At 58.2% G+C, this 17,652-nt stretch carries 15 protein-coding genes; 4 read left to right on the top strand and 11 right to left on the bottom strand.

The features are described from left to right. Positions 1-127 precede the first annotated feature (127 nt). The 4 genes from C1N60_RS22970 to C1N60_RS22955 form a co-directional block, all read right to left on the bottom strand. Positions 128-1,366 carry an aromatic amino acid transporter gene (locus C1N60_RS22970; protein WP_394521872.1) on the bottom strand — a complete coding sequence of 413 codons (1,239 nt, stop codon included), beginning with the start codon at positions 1,364-1,366 and terminating at the stop codon, positions 128-130. A gap of 158 nt (positions 1,367-1,524) precedes the next feature. Further along, positions 1,525-2,535 (bottom strand): Gfo/Idh/MocA family protein, encoded by a 1,011-nt coding sequence (locus tag C1N60_RS22965; protein WP_058776359.1) that lies wholly within the window; start codon positions 2,533-2,535, stop codon positions 1,525-1,527. 31 nt (positions 2,536-2,566) lie between these two features. Further along, positions 2,567-3,388, bottom strand: coding sequence for a TIM barrel protein (locus C1N60_RS22960; protein WP_394521871.1), 822 nt, complete (start codon positions 3,386-3,388; stop codon positions 2,567-2,569). Between the two features lie 136 nt (positions 3,389-3,524). Further along, positions 3,525-4,970: a sugar porter family MFS transporter gene (locus tag C1N60_RS22955; RefSeq protein WP_394521870.1), complete on the bottom strand. Its 1,446-nt coding sequence runs from the start codon at positions 4,968-4,970 to the stop codon at positions 3,525-3,527. Between the two features lie 317 nt (positions 4,971-5,287). On the opposite strand from C1N60_RS22955, the gene C1N60_RS22950 reads away from it, so the two are divergent. Continuing rightward, a complete protein-coding gene (locus C1N60_RS22950; protein WP_394521869.1) occupies positions 5,288-6,631 on the top strand; it encodes an MFS transporter in 1,344 nt (447 codons plus the stop codon). Positions 6,632-6,634: 3 nt separating this feature from the next. Here the strand turns inward: C1N60_RS22950 and arnF are convergent, their stop codons facing one another. Genes arnF through arnB form a run of 7 tightly spaced genes read right to left on the bottom strand, consistent with a single transcriptional unit; the run spans position 6,635 to position 13,979 of the window. Continuing rightward, positions 6,635-6,997, bottom strand: coding sequence for a 4-amino-4-deoxy-L-arabinose-phosphoundecaprenol flippase subunit ArnF (gene arnF / locus C1N60_RS22945; RefSeq protein ID WP_394521868.1), 363 nt, complete (start codon positions 6,995-6,997; stop codon positions 6,635-6,637). Continuing rightward, positions 6,994-7,314 carry a 4-amino-4-deoxy-L-arabinose-phosphoundecaprenol flippase subunit ArnE gene (gene arnE, locus C1N60_RS22940; RefSeq protein ID WP_021509383.1) on the bottom strand — a complete coding sequence of 107 codons (321 nt, stop codon included), beginning with the start codon at positions 7,312-7,314 and terminating at the stop codon, positions 6,994-6,996. Before arnE ends, arnF begins: the two co-directional genes overlap by 4 nt. Further along, positions 7,311-8,966, bottom strand: a complete 1,656-nt coding sequence (gene arnT, locus C1N60_RS22935) for a lipid IV(A) 4-amino-4-deoxy-L-arabinosyltransferase (protein WP_394522008.1) — start codon at positions 8,964-8,966, stop codon at positions 7,311-7,313. The genes arnE and arnT overlap by 4 nt, the downstream gene beginning before the upstream one ends. A 31-nt stretch (positions 8,967-8,997) precedes the next feature. Further along, on the bottom strand, positions 8,998-9,882 hold the full coding sequence (arnD, locus tag C1N60_RS22930; protein WP_021509381.1) for a 4-deoxy-4-formamido-L-arabinose-phosphoundecaprenol deformylase: 885 nt from the start codon (positions 9,880-9,882) through the stop codon (positions 8,998-9,000). Beyond that, positions 9,879-11,858, bottom strand: coding sequence for a bifunctional UDP-4-amino-4-deoxy-L-arabinose formyltransferase/UDP-glucuronic acid oxidase ArnA (gene arnA, locus C1N60_RS22925; protein ID WP_394521867.1), 1,980 nt, complete (start codon positions 11,856-11,858; stop codon positions 9,879-9,881). Before arnA ends, arnD begins: the two co-directional genes overlap by 4 nt. Further along, positions 11,855-12,841, bottom strand: coding sequence for an undecaprenyl-phosphate 4-deoxy-4-formamido-L-arabinose transferase (gene arnC / locus C1N60_RS22920; RefSeq protein ID WP_021509379.1), 987 nt, complete (start codon positions 12,839-12,841; stop codon positions 11,855-11,857). Before arnC ends, arnA begins: the two co-directional genes overlap by 4 nt. 1 nt (position 12,842) lies before the next feature. Next, positions 12,843-13,979 carry a UDP-4-amino-4-deoxy-L-arabinose aminotransferase gene (arnB, locus tag C1N60_RS22915; RefSeq protein ID WP_215800940.1) on the bottom strand — a complete coding sequence of 379 codons (1,137 nt, stop codon included), beginning with the start codon at positions 13,977-13,979 and terminating at the stop codon, positions 12,843-12,845. Between the two features lie 457 nt (positions 13,980-14,436). Here arnB and C1N60_RS22910 point away from each other — a divergent pair, with 457 nt between their 5' ends. The 3 genes from C1N60_RS22910 (at position 14,437) to C1N60_RS22900 (ending at position 17,640) form a co-directional block, all read left to right on the top strand. After that, complete coding sequence (locus C1N60_RS22910) at positions 14,437-14,652, top strand: hypothetical protein (protein ID WP_230201141.1); 216 nt, start codon at positions 14,437-14,439, stop codon at positions 14,650-14,652. A gap of 625 nt (positions 14,653-15,277) precedes the next feature. Further along, positions 15,278-16,042: a prepilin peptidase gene (locus C1N60_RS22905; protein WP_394521866.1), complete on the top strand. Its 765-nt coding sequence runs from the start codon at positions 15,278-15,280 to the stop codon at positions 16,040-16,042. Positions 16,043-16,257: 215 nt separating this feature from the next. Next, entirely contained in the window at positions 16,258-17,640 is a 1,383-nt protein-coding gene (locus C1N60_RS22900) for a diaminobutyrate--2-oxoglutarate transaminase (RefSeq protein WP_176428146.1), read from the top strand. The last annotated feature ends 12 nt before the right edge of the window (positions 17,641-17,652 follow it).

The following is a 17,652-nucleotide window of genomic DNA, read 5'->3' as shown; positions in this document are numbered from 1 at the left end:
AGCGCCAGGTAGCGGCGCAATTCATTGCGCAATTTACAACGGCGCGGTGGCCAGATTAGCGCGATAAATCGCGCCGCTACGATACGAATAGTGCAGCCTCACCTCTGAACCCCATGGCTCACGCCACTCAGGCCGCAGCAAATTGCGGTAACACACCCAGCCAGCTCAGCGTCCATGCCAGCACATTCAGCGCGCCGAAAAGCAGCACCAGACCAATCGCCAGTGACGTACGCGGCCGATCGGCGAAACGCTGTTGCGCACGCCGCGCCAGCAGCGCCGGAATAATCACCGCCCACAGCGTGGCAAACAGACCGGCAAAACCGATGGCGGCGACGAAGCCATGCGGCCACCATAGCGAAGCGAGCAGCGGCGGCAAAAATGTCAGGCAGGCGGTTTGCAGACGCGCGCGCGGGGAATGCCCCCAGCCGAGGCGGTCGGCGATGAAATCAAACAGGCCTGCCGTCACGCCGAGAAACGAGGCAATTACCGCAAAATGTGAGAACACCGACATCATCAGCGACAACGCGCGCACGTGCAGATGATCGCGCAGCGCGGCCATCAGCGCGGCAATATCTCCACCCTGCTGCACGATGTCAGGAAACGCAGCGCGCGGCAAATTCCCCATGGTGCAGACAATCCAGAACAGGTACAGCGCCAGCGACATCAGCGTACCCAGCACCAGCGCGCGTGTCACCGGCGACTCGCGGCGCTGATAATAACTCACCAGTCCGGTGATGTTACCGTGATAGCCAAAAGAGGCCAGACAGAACGGCAGCACGCCCAGCGCGTAAGGCCAGTAGCTGTCTCCCGGCGCGGCGGCAGCGAACAGTGAGGGCACATCGACCTGGGTTAACAGTCCGCCGAACAGCAAAATCAATAGCAGGATTTTTGCCAGCACGCAGAACGTCATCAAACGACTGACGCCGGTGGTGCCGAGCCACACCACGGCGGCGACACACAACGTCAGCGCGATTTTGGCCCCGGCGGTTGAGAGCGGCACGCCAAGCTGATTCAGCGAGTGCTGGTAAACCGGACCGCTGGCTGAGATATAGGCGTAGGTGAGAATGCCCAGCACAAACAGGATGCTAAGGCCATTGATGCTGGCCCAGCCGCGCCCAAGCAAATCGCGCGTCAACGTATCGTAGCCCGCGCCTGGCGGATAATGCAGGCTGACACGCATAAACAGCAGCCCGGAGAGCAGCATTGCGCCCCAGCTTATGCCCAGCAGCAGCAGCGCCCAGCCAAACCACGCCCCGGCCATCACGATCGGCAACGTAAACATACCGGCGCCCACTACCGTCCCACAGATGATCATGGCGCCCCACCATACCGAGGGCTGGCGGCGCGCCATTACGCTCTCCGTCATCACACTTTTCCTTGCACAACATAAAGGCGGCGATGATACACGGGATCGCTAACAAATGTGAGGCGCGGGCGGTGACTGACGGGAAGACAGCTGTCAACAGGTGACAATGTCACACAAAAGCGCACCGGTTAGGGTGCGCCAGCCGCGATGTGACGGGATTAACGATAGAAAGCCGGACGTGGCGGCATGGTAATCGGGACAATGTCACCGTTGTTCTGTGCTGCGACACAGGCATCGGCCGCCACGGCGGCGGCATAGCCGTCCCACGCCGACGGGCCTGTCATATTGCCCGACAGCACGTTGTTAATGAAATCCTGCAGCTCAACGTCATAGGCAGCGATAAAACGCTTTTTCCAGTCGGTCAGAATGCCGGTGGAGAGCTGCGCCGCGTGGCGGGTCTGTACCGACATTGGTTCAGGCAGGCGGGCAATGCCGCTCTCGCCAACCACCTCACACTGAATGTCGTAACCATAGGCGCAGTTCACGAAGATCTCGACATCAATGCGGATGCCCTTCGCGGTTTCCAGCAGCACAATCTGCGGGTCCTTCAGGTGCGATGACGCGTGGCGGGTCTTGCGTGGGTAAATCACCTGCGCACTAACGTAATCATCGTTCAGCAGCCAGCGCAGCACGTCGAGTTCATGGATCAGCGTATCGGTGATCGCCATATCCGTGGTGTAAGCATCGCCGACCGCCGGATTGCGGTGCGCGCAGTGCAGCATCAGCGGCTCACCCAGGGTGCCGCCGTCGATAACTGCTTTCAGCGCGCGATAGCCGCTGTCGTACGGTCGCATAAAACCCACCTGCACCAGTTTTTTGCCTGCGGCAATTTCCGCTTCGACAATATTCATACAGCCCTGCGCGGTCACTGCCAGTGGCTTCTCGCAGAATACCGCTTTGCCGGCTTTGATGGCTGCCAGCACAAACTCTTCATGCGTCGGGCCCCACGAGGTAACCAGAATGGCCTGCACCTCCGGCGCGGCGATTAAATCGTGCGCGTTGTCGTAAATCTCCGCCTGCAAGCCGAGCTCGCTAATCACCTGCTCACAGTTGCTGCGATTGATATCATTAAGCGCGACCACGCGCGCATGCTGCAGCACCTGGCTGCAACGACGAATGTGTTCACGGCCGATAGCGCCAGTGCCGATTACACCAATATTGAGTGTCATGCGAGGTTCCTTCAGCAAAATGCCGGATTGGTTAGTGATTTAGATAATCAATGCTGCTGCGGATTTCGCGCGCAATATCCTCAGCGCTCCAGCTCTTCATCACCGAAGAAAACGGCTCGAAAGCATAAACACCGCGATAGCCCATCTCTTCCAGGCGCTGCACCTGCTCGCGGGATTTCAGCAGGTCATCCGCGCTCAGCATGATGCGCTCTTCGTCGGTGAGTTGATGAGTCGGGCGCGCATCCGTTACGCCAGAGAGATGCACCAGGCCGATGTGATTCACGTCTACGCCACCGGCGAAATCCTGTTCGGCGCCTTCGTACAGGTGATGATGGAAGGTATCCAGCACGATGTTAAACGGCACGCCGGCCTGAGCGATAAGCTGCTGCGCCAGCGCGGCGGAGCGCAGTGAGCTCTGCGGAAAACCGAGCGGTTCAACCAGCCCGGCAACACCATATTCGGCAAACAGCGGCGCCAGGGTTTGCAGCGCCTGTACGGTTTGCTCATTACTTACCGGTGTCCCATCATTGAGCGGACAGAGCACCAGCGCTTTCGCCCCAGTGGCGCGCGCATCGGCTAACAGCGCGCGCGTTTTTTCCAGCACTGCATCATCTAACTGATTGAAGGGATACACCGCGTTGATGGTTTCGATCTCAAGCTGATGCTGCGCTGCCAGACGACGCACTTCCTCACCGCCTGCGCCGTCGGTCACGCTGCCGCTTTTCATATCGTTGCGTATTTCAACTTTATTTAATCCCAGTTGTTCCACCAGCGCGAAGAATTCCGCCATGCTGAGATGAGGGGCAATTTTACGGTTAACACAGAATCGGTCACTGCTTATTTTGTAGGTCATGATCTTTCCTGGATAATAATCACTGGGTAAGGTTCTGTTTACTGCAAGGTACTGACATGCCCTGATAGTAAGTTATCTTTTTTGTCCGCTCTGCGGCTTCTTTGAGTGATTTACATCAGCCTGAGCGCCCTCACATTTAGCCTTTGCCGTCATACAGTTCATAGAAATAGTGTTCGACCTGTTCCAGGCTGCGCCCTTTGGTTTCCGGGATAGCGCGCAGTACAAATAGGGAGCCGCCGATCCCGATTACGGCGAAGGTGAGAAACGCTCCGGCCAGGCCAAAGGCGGCCAGCAATAGCGGGAAGGCCATGGAAATGGCGAAGTTGGCAATCCACAAGGCAAAAACGGCACCGCCCATGCAAATGCCGCGCATGCGCGCCGGGAAAATTTCCGACAGCAGCAACCAGGTGACCGGTGACAGCGCGCCCTGCTGAAAACATAAAAACATCAGCATTCCGGCCAGTACCAGGTAGGCCCGCAGCAGATTAACCGCACCACCTGCGTGATACTCTGGCATTAGCAGGCACACCGTGGCGATAAAGAACAGGCAGGCGGTACAGCCCATCTGCCCAATCAGCACCAGCGGACGACGACCAACCTTACCGATTATCACGATCCCCACCAGCGTCATGATTACCGAGATCACGCCGTTGGCGATGGTGGCGAACAACGCCGCATCGTTGCTCAGGCCGGTAGCAGTGAGCATGGTTGGCGCGTAGTACATGATGGTGTTCACACCGGTCAGCTGCTGGATGGCGGCAATGCCAATTCCCAGTAAAAACACTTTGCGCAGCCATGGCGTGCGCAAATCACGCAGGCGACCTTTGCCTTGCTGGCGATGCTCTTCGATGGTCTCTTCGATCTCCTCCAGCTCCCACTCTACGTCCTCCGCCGCCCGGGTTTTCTCCAGCACCCTGCGCGCGCCAGCGGTGTTGCCGCGCATGACGTGCCAGCGTGGACTTTCCGGCATAAAGACCATCCCGATCCACAACAGCACGGCGGGTACGGTGGAGATGGCCAGCATCCAGCGCCAGGTATGTTCGCCACCCCAGATTTCATTAAAAGTCGCATTGGAGACATAGGCCAGCAGCTGGCCAGAAACAATCATCAGTTCCTGCAGCGTCACCAGTTGGCCGCGTTTATTCGCCGGAGCAATTTCCGCGATATACACCGGCACCGTGGCAGCCGCCCCGCCAACGGCAATACCAAGAAACAGGCGTGACGCAATCATCGTCACCACATCAGGTGCGAAGGCAGAGCCGACCGCGCCGAGGGCAAAAATAAAGGCCAGCGTGATGATGATTTTGCGGCGCCCGAGGGCATCCGCGAAGTGCCCTGCCAGCAGTGCGCCAAAGGCAGCGCCTAACAACAGTGAACTGGTCACCAGCCCGGTAGTGAACGGCGTGAGATGCAAATCACTGCGCATGAAGAGCAGCGCACCGGATACCACGCCGGTATCGTAACCAAACAGCAGCCCGCCGAGTGTCGCCACCAGCGCGATGATTTTTACGAAGGGTTCGGTTTTTGTTGTGCTGTTGGGGCCGGACGCGGTGTTGGTGGAGAGATAAAGTTCTTTTTCCATAATACCTCCTGGTAAAAAATGCGTTAGGAAAAGCATCAGAACAAAGCAGCGCGTCCAGGCTATCGGCATTTTTATTTCATGTTAATTTATATTTGAAACCTGCTTTTCAAATTGTGAGTTCAAGCCTTTTGACCGGTTTATTTTGATGGATTTACATCAGCCGAAATAAGGAGAATGGAGATTGGGCGAGGTGGTTATGGAAGCGCAGCTGACCGGCCCCTTTACGCCGAGAGTCGCCACGCTTTGTGATCAATCGCGCAACAGCTGCACAAACCTTCTTGTATGGTAGTCGCTCTTTAACCTCTTAGGGATTTGTCATGGCCTCTTCAACTGTTGCTCAATCTGATACCGCTGAAGCTCACCCTAAATCATTGATTCGCCGCGTCGCCAGCGCCTCGGCGATAGGCACGGCGGCAGAGTATTACGACTTTTTCGCTTACGGTACGGCAGCGGTACTGTTCTTTGGCCATCTGTTCTTTCCCAGTCACGATCCGCTGGTCAGCACACTCGCTGCCTTCGCCACTTATGCGGTTGGCTTCCTCGCACGTCCCATTGGCGGCATGGTGTTTGGGCACATCGGCGACAAAGTGGGACGCAAAAAGGCGCTGGTGGCGACCATCCTGATCGTGGGCCTTGGCACGTTCTGCATTGGCCTGTTGCCAACCTACGAAAAAATTGGCGTCTGGGCCCCGATATTACTGATTGCCATCCGCTTGCTGCAGGGGTTTGGCGTTGGCGGCGAACAGGCGGGCGCGGTATTAATGACGGCCGAATATGCGCAGCCTGCCCGGCGCGGTTTCTTTGCCAGCTGGGTGCAGATTGGTGCTCCGGTCGGGTTTCTGCTGCCGCTGGCGCTGTTCGCTATGCTTAATGCCGCGCTGAGCGCGGAGCAGATGATGGACTGGGGCTGGCGCGTACCTTTTCTGCTCAGCGCGCTGCTGGTGATTGTCGGCCTGTTTATTCGCCTGCGCATTGATGAATCGCCGGTCTTCGCCGCCATTCGTGAAACCAAAGCGGCAGAATCCAGGCCGTTAAAAGAGGTGCTGCGTGGTAATCCGCGGCTGGTGGTCAACGGCGTGGCAGCGAAACTGATCGAAGCCTGCGCCTTTGCCCTGTTTACCGTCATCATCCTTGCCTGGGGTAAGGCTAATCAGCTTGATGCCGGTATTTTGATGAACAGTATGATCGTCGCGGTGATCCTCGAAGTCCTGGCGATCCCGCTGATGGGTGCCCTTTCCGACCGCATCGGTCGCAAGCCGGTTTACCTGATCGGCACGCTGCTGATCATGCTCTCGATCGTGCCCTTTTTTCTCGCGCTGGCGCACAACAGCTACTGGCTCACGCAGCTGGCGATGATCGTGGCGCTGACGCTGGGTCACAGCATGTGTTATGCCCCGCAGGCGTCATGGTTCCCCGAACTGTTTCCCACGCACATTCGCTGCAGCGGTATCGCGGTGATCTGGCAGATCGGTTCGCTGATCGGCAGCGGCGTACTCGGACTGGTGGCGGTGAAAATTCTGCAGGTGACCCACGGCCACTGGTATGGTCTGGCGCTGTATGTTGCAGTGCTGGGCGTGATTTCATTGTTCGGCCTGCTGCGTTTGCCGGAAACGGCGCCAGCCCGCCGCCAGGGTGAATATCACCCGTGGCAGCAGCATTAACGGTTAACGGCGCGGCAGCGCCACGCACAGCAGGCCGCAGACGATCAATATGACGCCAGCGAGACTGCTCCAGCGGAAGGTTTCATGCAAGGCTGGCAGGGAAATGGCGGCCAGCCACACCAGCACATAGCTCAGACTGAGCAGCGGATAGAGCCGGTTGAGCGGCAACAGCCGCAGCGCCAGCAGCCAGCACAGCATTGAGCAGCCGTAGGCGGCCAGTCCGGCGATTAACGGTATCAGGCCGTGCTGCCACGGTAGCGCGGTCCATGTATCCAGCGGTGGCAGCGCGAGCATTGCCGTGCGAAGCAGCAGCTGCGCCAGCGACACCAGCAGCACGCTGGCCAGCGCCAGCAGCCAGCCCTTCACAGGTGGCTCCCCATCAGCGCAACCCCGGCAACGATCGCCAGCGTACCCAGCCACTGCCGCCGCGTGTAGGTCTCTCGCCAGATGACGCGCGCCGCCACCGCCACCAGCACAAAATTCAGGCTCAGCATCGGGTAAGCCACGCTGACCGGCACGGTGCGCAATACCACCAGCCACAGCAGCATCGCCGTCCCCAGCAGCAGCAGGCTGAGCACCAGCCAGCCGAACAGGCGGTGCCCGCCGCAGTGGGCCGCCTGTTTCTGGCACAGCTGGGCGGCACAACTGAGCAGGCTTACCAGCAGGATCAGCAGCAGATTCATGGTGTCGCGTTGTAGCCGTAGTAGACCAGCCGTCCCTGCTGATAGACATCGTCCGGCACCGGCAGATGCGCATCCGCTTGCTTTTCGTCAGAATTTAGCAGCAGCACCAGCGCTACCGGACCCTGTCGGCGATGCAGGCGCAGCCAGTCGGCGAAAGCTTCCCCGTCGACGTAGCGCGTTTTTGCATCGGGATAACCCAGTCCGTACTCCAGCTCACCTTTTTCATCGAAGAAAGTGATATCGCTGCGGCGCAATTCCCATGCGACCGCAGAAGCGATGCCGGAATTGTCCACCACCAGATAGCGGCTCTGCGCCAGCTGTGGCCGAACGGCGCTCACGAAGCTCTGCGGCTGTTTGCTATCACGTACCTTTTGTGGGATAGCCAACCCGACCAGCAGCGCCAGGGCCAGCGGGCAAAGCGCAGCCAGTTGCCAGCGGCCTGTTTTCAGGCTTAACCAGCCCATCACCGCCCAGCCGGCAAATGCCAGCGCAGCGCACAGTACCCGCAGCAACTCATCGCGCGCGTACACCGGATGGTGCGCCAGTCCCCAGGGTGCCAGCACCACCACGACCAGCAGCGTGGCGCCCAGACCAAACAGCAGGTTAATCCAGCCATTTACCGCCAACGCCTGTTTCAGGCGCGCGGTGTTACCGTGCGCATAATGCGCCATTAACAACGCCAGCGGCGCAAAGCACGGCAGGATATAGGTCGGCAGTTTGCCTTTGGCGATGCTAAAGAACAGCAGCGGCAGCACAACCCAGCTAAGCAAATAGATCGCGGCAGCGTGCGGTTGACGCTGTCGCCATGCGTCGCTCAGCGCGCCCGGCAACAGGCCGAGCCATGGCAAACACCCTGCCAGCAGCACCGGCAGGTAATACCAGAACGGGGCTTTGTGCTGCGCATCGCTCTCCGCGAAGCGCTGAATATGTTCGACCCAGAAGAAGTAGTGCCAGAAATCGCCTTCCTGATGCTGAATGGACAGCGCCCAGGGCGCGCTGATCGCGGCCGCCACCAGCACAGTAAGCGGGCCCCAGCGCAGCAGTTCGCCAAAACGTCGCTGCCAGAGCACCCAGGGCACAATCGCCAGCACCGGCACCGCCAGCGCCAGAAAGCCCTTGGTCATGAAACCCATGGCACAGGCCGCGCCGAGCAGCACATACCCCATCAGCCGCTGTGAGGTACTGTGCGCCTGCGCAGCAAACCAAAAGCTGCACATTGCCGCCACCAGCCACAGCAGCAGAATCGGATCGAGCACGGCGTAAGTGCCGATGCCGTAAACCAGCAGCGAGGTAAGAAAGATCACGCTGGCGGTGAGCGCTATTTTGCGGCTGGCGAACATCCGCTTGCCCAGCCAGTAGATCAGCAGGGCACTCAGCGTGGTACAGATAATCGCACCGGCGCGCACGCCAAAATTATTATGCCCAAATAACAGCTGGCCAAAATTATTGATCCAGTAACCGGCAATCGGCTTCTCGAAGTAGCGCAAATCAAAAAAATGCGGCACCACCCAGTTACCGCTCAGCAGCATCTCGCGGCTGATTTCGGCATAGCGGGTTTCATCCGGCTGCCAGAGATCACGGAATGGCACCGGGATCAGATAGTAGAGAGCAAAAAGCGCTATCAGCAGCACTATGCGGGTGCGGCTGCGCATCGGTGTTTCCATACTTGGGTCCTGTAAAATGTTAACTCTGGCAACCCAGCCAGCCTTCCCGGCCGGCAATGTGCCCGCGCACCACATGGCCCTGCGGCAGCGTACTGAGATCGTCCGGCAGCAGCTCGCTCAGCGGACAAAACCGGATGCCCTGCTGCTGCGCGCGCGTCAGCAGATCGGCAAAGGCGGGCAAACCGACAATGCCTTCGACCTCTGCGTGAATGGTATAGACCGGCGTACCGCTGGCGGCATGCATCTGCGCGAGAATAAAGTCGTTAAATCTCTCCGCGCTGACCTGCTGGCCCACCACTTCATCCCACGTTGGCAGGGTTACCGGAATTTGCACCGTGCCGAGGCTGCCATCGCTGAGGCGCGGAATGAACGGCCCGCTGCCGCGACAGTCGCTGTTATAGCGAAAGCCAAACGGCTGCTTGGCATCCAGTACCCGGCTGTCGGCGCGCCAGCCTGCCACTGCAGAGCAGGTGACACTGTCACCCAAAATGGCTTCCAGCGCCACTTTACCGCGCGCAATCTGCGCATTCAGCTGCTGTGGCGACCAGACGCCAGCCCAGGTCTGCCAGGAAAAGTGATCCCAGGCATGTAAGCCCACTTCATGATGATCTGCCGTGGCGCGAATAATCGAAGCCAGCCCTTTGCCTATTTCGCGGCCCGGCCAGGCGGTACCGGCCAGTAAAATATCCCAGCCGTACAGCGAGGCCGCGCGCGATCTCAGCATTTTCCACAGAAAGCGCGGCTTCATCAGGCGCCACAGGTGGCGCCCCATGTTGTCCGGCCCGACGCTGAAGAAGAAGCTGGCCTGCAGCTGATGCAGGCTGAACTGCTGCAGCAGCGCCGGTACGCCCAGTTGCGTGCCGCGCCAGGTATCGACATCAACACGCAAACCCACTCGCTTCATGGCTTTTCCTGTAGCTCAACGGTGCGCAGGAAGAAGTCCAGCGTGTTGTCGATGGTGGTATCCATCGCCACGGTTGGCGTCCAGTCGAGCAGGCGGCGGGCATTCTTAATCGACGGCTTGCGGTGCTCCACGTCCTGATAGCCTTTGCCGTAGTAGCTGCTGCTCTCTACCTCACGGAAACCGGCAAACGGCGGGAAGCGATCGCGCAGCGGGTGGCGCTCAAAGCTGGCCAGCAGGTGTTCCGCCAGCTCTTTAATACTGGCTTCGTTCTCCGGGTTACCAATGTTAACGATCTGGCCATCGCAGTTGTTGTGCTTGTTCTCGATAATGCGGAACAGCGCTTCGATGCCGTCGCGAATATCGGTGAAACAGCGCTTCTGCGAGCCACCGTCGATCAGCTTGATCGGCGAGCCTTCCACCAGATTAAGGATCAGCTGGGTGATGGCGCGAGAACTGCCGATACGCGCGGCGTTGAGGTTATCCAGCCGCGGGCCCATCCAGTTAAACGGACGGAACAGCGTAAAGCGCAGCCCCTCTTTTTCGCCATAGGCCCACAGCACCCGGTCCAGCAGCTGTTTCGACACCGAATAGATCCAGCGCTGTTTATTGATCGGTCCGACCACCAGGTTGGAGTGATCCTCGTCGAAATGCTGATCGGTACACATGCCGTACACTTCGGAGGTCGACGGGAAAATGATGCGCTTTTTATACTTCACGCAGTCACGAATAATCTTCAGGTTCTCTTCGAAATCCAGCTCGAATACGCGCAGCGGATTACGGGTATATTCGATCGGCGTGGCGATCGCCACCAGCGGCAGCACCACGTCACATTTCTTGATGTGATACTCAATCCATTCAGAGTGGATGCTGATATCCCCTTCAACGAAGTGGAAGCGCGGTTCATCCAGGAAGCGGCTGATGGCATCGGAACCGATATCCAGGCCATAAACCTCAAAATTATCATCCTGCAGCAGGCGTTCGGTGAGATGGTTGCCGATAAAGCCGTTTACGCCGAGGATCAGCACCCGCGTGCGGCGTTTCACCGCTGCAACCGGCTGCGAATAGAGCAGCGCACCCGGCACCATGCCCAGACTCTGCGCCAGCTGGCTGCCGTTCATGTAAACACCGTTGTCGCTCTGCCCGGTGACCACTTCGAGCGCGCCCTCGCCGCAGGCAATCAGGAACGGCTCAACTGACAGCACCGTGCCCGGTTTGGCGCTGGGCGCATCCTGGTGAACCCGCCCTTTCCACACCACGAATTTCACCGTGCCGGCATACGCAAACGCACCAGGCCAGGGATCGGTGACTGCACGCACCAGGTTATTCACTTTAGCCGCCGGCAGCTCCCAGTTGATGCGGCCGTCCTCCGGCGTGCGGCGACCGACCACGGTCGCTTCCGCGTCGTTCTGCGGCGTGGCGGCAATCTCACCGCGCTTCATCGGCGGCAGCGCGCCTTCCAGCAGCTGGCTGGCGCAGGCCACCAGCTTACGGTGCAGCGTCAGCGCATTATCCTGCGGGTCAATCGCCACGCGCTGCTGCGCCACAATGTCGCCGGCATCGGCACGTTTCACCATGCGGTGCAGCGTTACGCCAGTCTCCGTCTCGCCGTTGACCAGCACCCAGTTAAGCGGCGCACGACCACGGTATTTCGGCAGCAGCGAACCGTGCAGGTTAAACGCGCCAACCCGCGCACAGTTCAGGATGGTGTCGCTCAGCAGTGCGCGATAATAAAACGAGAAGATAAAATCCGGTTGCATGGTGCGGATGCGATCCACCCACAGCGGATGGTTAGCATCTTCCGGCGCATAAACCGGAATGCCCTGCTCAGCCGCGAGGCGTGCTACCGAAGGAAACGCATGGCTCTCCGGCGAGGTATCCGCATGGGTGAAGATGGCACTGATTTCATAGCCTGCGTTCAGCAGCGCAGTGATGCCTGCACAGCCCATTTCGGCATAGGCGAAGACGATAGTTTTCATTGCTTAATTTCCTGTACAGACGGGGCATCTTGTTGCGGATGGATAACACGTTGAATGAAGTAGCGCGGACGGGCGCGTACGTCGTTATAAATACGACCGATGTATTCGCCCAGCAGGCCCATGCCGACAAACTGCGCGCCGACAAAAATAAACAGCACGGCAAACAGCATGAACACACCGTCACCGGCCCAGCTGGCACCGAGGAACAGGCGCAGCACAATCAGGATCAGAGAAAAGGCGAAACCGGCCAGCGCGATTAAGCTGCCGACAATACTCAGCAGACGCAGCGGCGTGGTGGTCAGGCAGGTCACCAGGTCATACATCAGGTTGATCAGCTTCATGAAGCTGTATTTGGAGTCGCCAAACTCACGCTCGGCATGCGTAACCGGCAGTTCAATGGTGCGGCGCGCGAAGGTGTTCGCCAGAATCGGGATAAAGGTGCTGCGTTCGTGGCAGTTGAGCATCGCATCAACAATGTGACGGCGATAGGCGCGCAGCATGCAGCCATAATCGCCCATCGCTTTGCCGGTCACGCGCTGAATCAGGTGGTTGATGGTGCGTGAAGCGCGGCGCCTGAACCAGCTGTCCTGACGGTTCTGACGCACGGTGCCGACCACGTCGTAGCCCTGCTGCGCAGCTTTGACCAGATTGGGGATCTCTTCCGGCGGGTTTTGCAGATCGGCATCCAGCGTAATGATCACATCACCGGAAACATGGCTGAAACCGGCCATAATCGCCGAGTGTTGCCCGTAGTTGCGATTTAGCAGCACGCCGACCACGTGACTGCCCGGCATATCCGCCGCATCGGCGATCATCTGCGCGGAGCGGTCGGCGCTGCCGTCATCCACCAGTAAGATTTCATAGTCAAGGCCGAGCGTGCGGCAGGCCGCGTCGGTACGGCGCACCAGCTCCGGCAGGCTCTGTTCTTCGTTGTACACCGGGATCACCACGGAGACTTTGCGAATCGGTTTTTCTTCCAGCATCTCAGGCTCCCGCAAGGTGGCGTAAGGCAGCAATCACACGCGTTACATCGTCATCGAGCATGTCGGGGAACAGGGGCAGCGAGCAGATACGTTCACTGTTCCATTCGGTGGCCGGCAGCGAGAGCTGCGGATAGCGTTCACGGTAATACTTGTGGGTATGCGCGGCGCGGAAATGCAGGCCGGTGCCGATGTCATGAATTTTCAACTGCTCCATCAGCGCATCGCGACTGATACCGCAGCGCGTTTCATCCACGCGAATGATAAACAGATGCCACGCATGCTGATGCGGCCACGCCGGCTGCACCAGCGGCAGCAACGGCGTATCTGCCAGCTCGCGCAAATAGCGCGCGGCGATGGCCTGGCGACGTGCATTGATGGCCGGCAACTTTTGCAGCTGCACCAGCGCAATCGCGGCGTTGATGTCTGGCAGGTTGTATTTAAAACCGGGCATGATCACTTCGGCCTGCGGTTTGCGGCCATGGGTATGGCGATCGTAGGCATCGACGCCGAGGCCGTGGAATTTCAGGCTGCGCAGGCGGTCAGCCAGCTGCGCATCATCGGTCACCACAATGCCGCCTTCGGCGCAGGTGATGTTTTTGATGGCGTGCAGCGAGAAGATTGCGGTGCCCTGCTGCCCGACGTGCCGGCCTTTGTAATAGCAACCTACCGCGTGGGCCGCATCTTCAATGAGCGGGATATTGTGGCGCGCGCTGACGGCGCGAAGGGCGTCGATATCCGCCGGCGCACCGGCATAGTGAACCGGCACGATGGCGCGGGTGCGCGGCGTAATGGCCGCTTCGATCTGTTCTGCGCTCACCATCAGGTTATCGCGATCCACATCGATCATCACCGGCGTCGCGCCCAGCAGCGTAATAATATTGAGCGTGGAAACCCAGGTCAGCGACGGGGTGATCACCTCGTCGCCGGGCTGGATACCCAGCGCCATCAACGTGACGTGCATGCCTGCTGTGGCAGAGCTGACGGCAATAGCATGCTGGTTGCCGGTGAGCTGGCAAAACGCCTGCTCCAGCGCAGCATTCTGCGGTCCGGTGGTAATCCAGCCCGATGCAAATACCGCCTGCACCGCGGCCAGTTCTTCCTCACCCAATGCCGGGCGCGAAAACGGAAGGAAACTCATAAGATAACCTTACTGTTGTGCCTGAAAACATGCTGAAAAATAAAACAAGCGTTATTGCCGCGCATGACAACCTGATGAAACACGCTGTAACCTTTTGTTTAAACGTTACTTAAACGAGTGTGTTCGCAGGGCGGCTGTCATCTGCGCGCAATAAAACTTAAGCAGGTCTGTTTTATCGCTATAAGAAACCAAAATACGGGGGAAAACTTAACTGAACATTAAATGGCAAAGCGGCACGCTGACTTTTTTACGTGATGTTGAAGATTGGTAGAAGATTGCGCGCCGGGACCGGAAATCAGCATCGGGTCAGACATCATGGGTCGGCTTGTCGACACACGACAATTAAAATCTCCATTTTTCAATGCATTAACTAAGAGACTATACTGTTCTTAAGGTTATCCTAAGGTTGGCTGCTTATTCTTCCTTGGGATAGTGACGCCAGAGGCTGGACAGGAGAATGATGATGAGCCCCGCGACTGACAGACTTTCACAGGCAGCACTGCGCCGGCATCACATTGGTGTGAAAACAAAAGGATTGCGTTTCCGCGGTGAGCTGTATGTGTTTCGTTATAACGCCGGCCATTACGACGTGTTTCGCAACAGCGAATGGGTGATGTCGCTCGCCACCAGCAATGTGCTGGAAGCCATGCAGCAGTTCAAACAGAGCCAGTAAACTCGCTGACGCATAGATAAGGTTAATATCTGTCTCCGCTGGCGTATTGATTAGATTGTTGCCCGCCTCAGCTGGCGCATTGATTGGATTTTTGCCTGTCTTCGCATCGATTTGGTCATTGCCAGCCCGTAAATTCACGCATCCCTGCTTATATCTCCTCTGTTCTCTGGAACCCGCTCGTAAATCCTGCTGCAAATCGCTGCAACGCCGCTTTGCTGCTCGCCACGCCGTCTCCACCGGCGTATTGTGCCTCTCGCACACCGGCCATGGTTGACGACAGATCGCGGTGCGCATCAATGCGCACCCTACTGGTTTTGTAGGGTCGCCATTTATGGTGACCTGTCGTCAAACCGCAAAGAGCTGGTAGCGGCGCGATTTCGCGGTACGCATCAATGCGCACCCTGTGAAACCTGTAAGGTCGCCATTTATGGTGACCTGTCGTCAAACCGCACAAATCCGTAGCGGCGCGATTTATCGCGCAAACAGGTTATGCGGCACCTTTATGGCAACCTGCTGTGCAACCGGGCAAAAAATCGCCCCCACGGCCACCGCGCCATGACCTGCCCGGTCGCCATTCGTGGCGACAGAAAAACCCAACGCTGCATGGACAGCAGGAGAAAACCTCATGCAAATTGCCTACTGGTTGATCGGTACACTGCTGGCGCTATGTGTCGGTAGCTTTCTCAACGTGGTCATTTATCGCCTGCCGCAGCAGGTAATGAACCCGCAACCCGGCCTTACCCTGCTGCTACCGCGCTCGCACTGTCCACACTGCCAGACCACGCTGCGCGCGATCGATATGCTGCCGCTGCTCAGCTGGCTGTTGTTACGCGGACGCTGTCGCTACTGCCACCACCCGGTGAGCCTGCGCTACCCGCTGACGGAGCTGCTCACCGCCGCGATCAGCCTGGCGCTGGCCTGGTTGCTGCCGCCCGATAGCCGCCTGCCTGCCGCCCTGCTGCTCGCCTGGATTCTGCTGGCGCTGACCCTCATCGACATTGAGCATCTGCTGTTGCCGGACGCTATCACCCTTTCACTGCTGTGGCTTGGCCTGCTGTTCAAAGCACTGCACTGGCTGCCCGGTACGCTGAATGATGCCGTGTTCGGCGCGATAGCCGGCTACAGCGCGCTGTGGCTAGTGGGTGGACTCTATCAGCTGATAAAAAAGCGCCCCGGCCTCGGTGGCGGAGACGCCAAACTGCTGGCTGCGCTGGGTGCCTGGCTCGGCTGGGCGCTTTTACCCTTTGTGCTGTTACTGGCTTGCACAGGCGCAATTTTGTTTGTTCTGATGGCCCGATTAGGCTGGCAACGCGAGCTGTATCACGTGCTGCCCTTTGGTCCGTGGCTGGCACTGGCGGGCATAAGTCTTTTTATTCACACGATTATTTAATCGCCTGTTCATATCGCGGCGCTAAAATAAGTGGCCAGTTTCTGTCCAACGTCCTGATTCCTATATGAAAAGAATAAACAATTCTAAACAAAATTAATCATTGTGATGTGCGTCAAAAGGCTCTATATTGGCCGCGTTTTTTGAGCCACTGATACTTTTTTGTTCAACTAGTCAATCGGCCAGCCTGTTCGAGCCCCGGTTGAAGGAGAGATATGATGACGGATAAAGTCCGTATTGATACTTTTGGTGCCAACTCATTCAACGGAAACAACGACGCATTCTTAGCCCGTCAGGCTGAGTTTGAATCAAACGTCAGGAGTTACCCGCGCAAGTTGCCTTTAGCGATTGCCAAAGCCAATGGCGTGTGGATTACGGATGTTGAAAACAAACAATATCTTGACTGTCTGGCTGGCGCAGGGACGCTGGCACTTGGTCATAACCATCCTGATGTTCTGCAGAGCATCCAAAATGTCATTACCAGCGGCTTGCCGTTACATACTCTTGATCTGACGACGCCTCTGAAAGATCAGTTCTCCGAATCTCTGCTCTCGCTGCTGCCAGGTCAGGGTAAAGAGTACTGCCTGCAGTTCACCGGTCCATCCGGTGCTGATGCCGTTGAAGCGGCGCTGAAGCTGGCGAAAAAAGTCACCGGCCGCAGCGGCGTAATCAGCTTCTCTGGCGGTTACCACGGGATGACGCACGGCGCGCTGTCCGTGACCGGCAACCTGTCGCCGAAAGAAGCGGTTGACGGCATGATGCCAGAAGTGCAGTTCATGCCTTACCCGCACCTGTACCGTTGCCCGCTGGGCCTCGGCGGCGAAGCTGGCGTGAAGGCCCTGACCTACTACTTCGAAAACCTGATCAACGACGTTGAAAGCGGCGTGCGTAAACCTGCGGCCGTGATCCTCGAAGCAGTTCAGGGTGAAGGCGGTGTGAACCCGGCGCCGGTTGAGTGGCTGCAGCGCATCCGCAAAGTGACTCAGGAACACGGCATTCTGCTGATCCTTGACGAAGTCCAGGCTGGCTTTGCCCGTACCGGTAAGTTCTTTGCCTTCGAACACGCGGGCATTGAGCCAGACATCATCGTGATGTCTAAAGCGGTGGGCGGCGGTCTGCCTCTGGCCGTGCTGGGTATCAAAAAGCAGTTTGACGCCTGGTCACCTGGCCACCACACCGGTACCTTCCGCGGCAACCAGCTGGCGATGGCAACCGGTCTGGCGACGCTGAAGATCCTGACCGAGCAGAACATCGCCGGCAAAGTGGCAGAACAGGGTGAATGGCTGAAAGCCCAGCTGAACGCGATGGCGAAACGCTTCCCGGTTATTGGTCACGTACGCGGCCTCGGGATGATGATCGGTATCGAAATCGTTAAGCCACACGAGCCAGCTGACCACATGGGCAGCTTCCCGGCCGACGGCGAACTCTCTGCACTGCTGCAGAAAAAATGCTTCGAAGCCGGTCTGATTCTGGAGCGTGGCGGTCGTCATGGTGCGGTACTGCGCCTGCTGCCATCACTGCTGATCAGCAACGAAGAGCTGGCCGTGTTCCTGGATAAATTTGAGCAGGCGCTGCTGGGCGCTGGCGTCAAACCTGTTTGACTGGAAGAGTAA

Source organism: Pantoea sp. SGAir0184, from assembly GCF_043544755.1.
The sequence above is the reverse complement of the archived record's forward strand: the minus strand, read 5'-3'. Positions and strand labels throughout refer to the sequence as shown.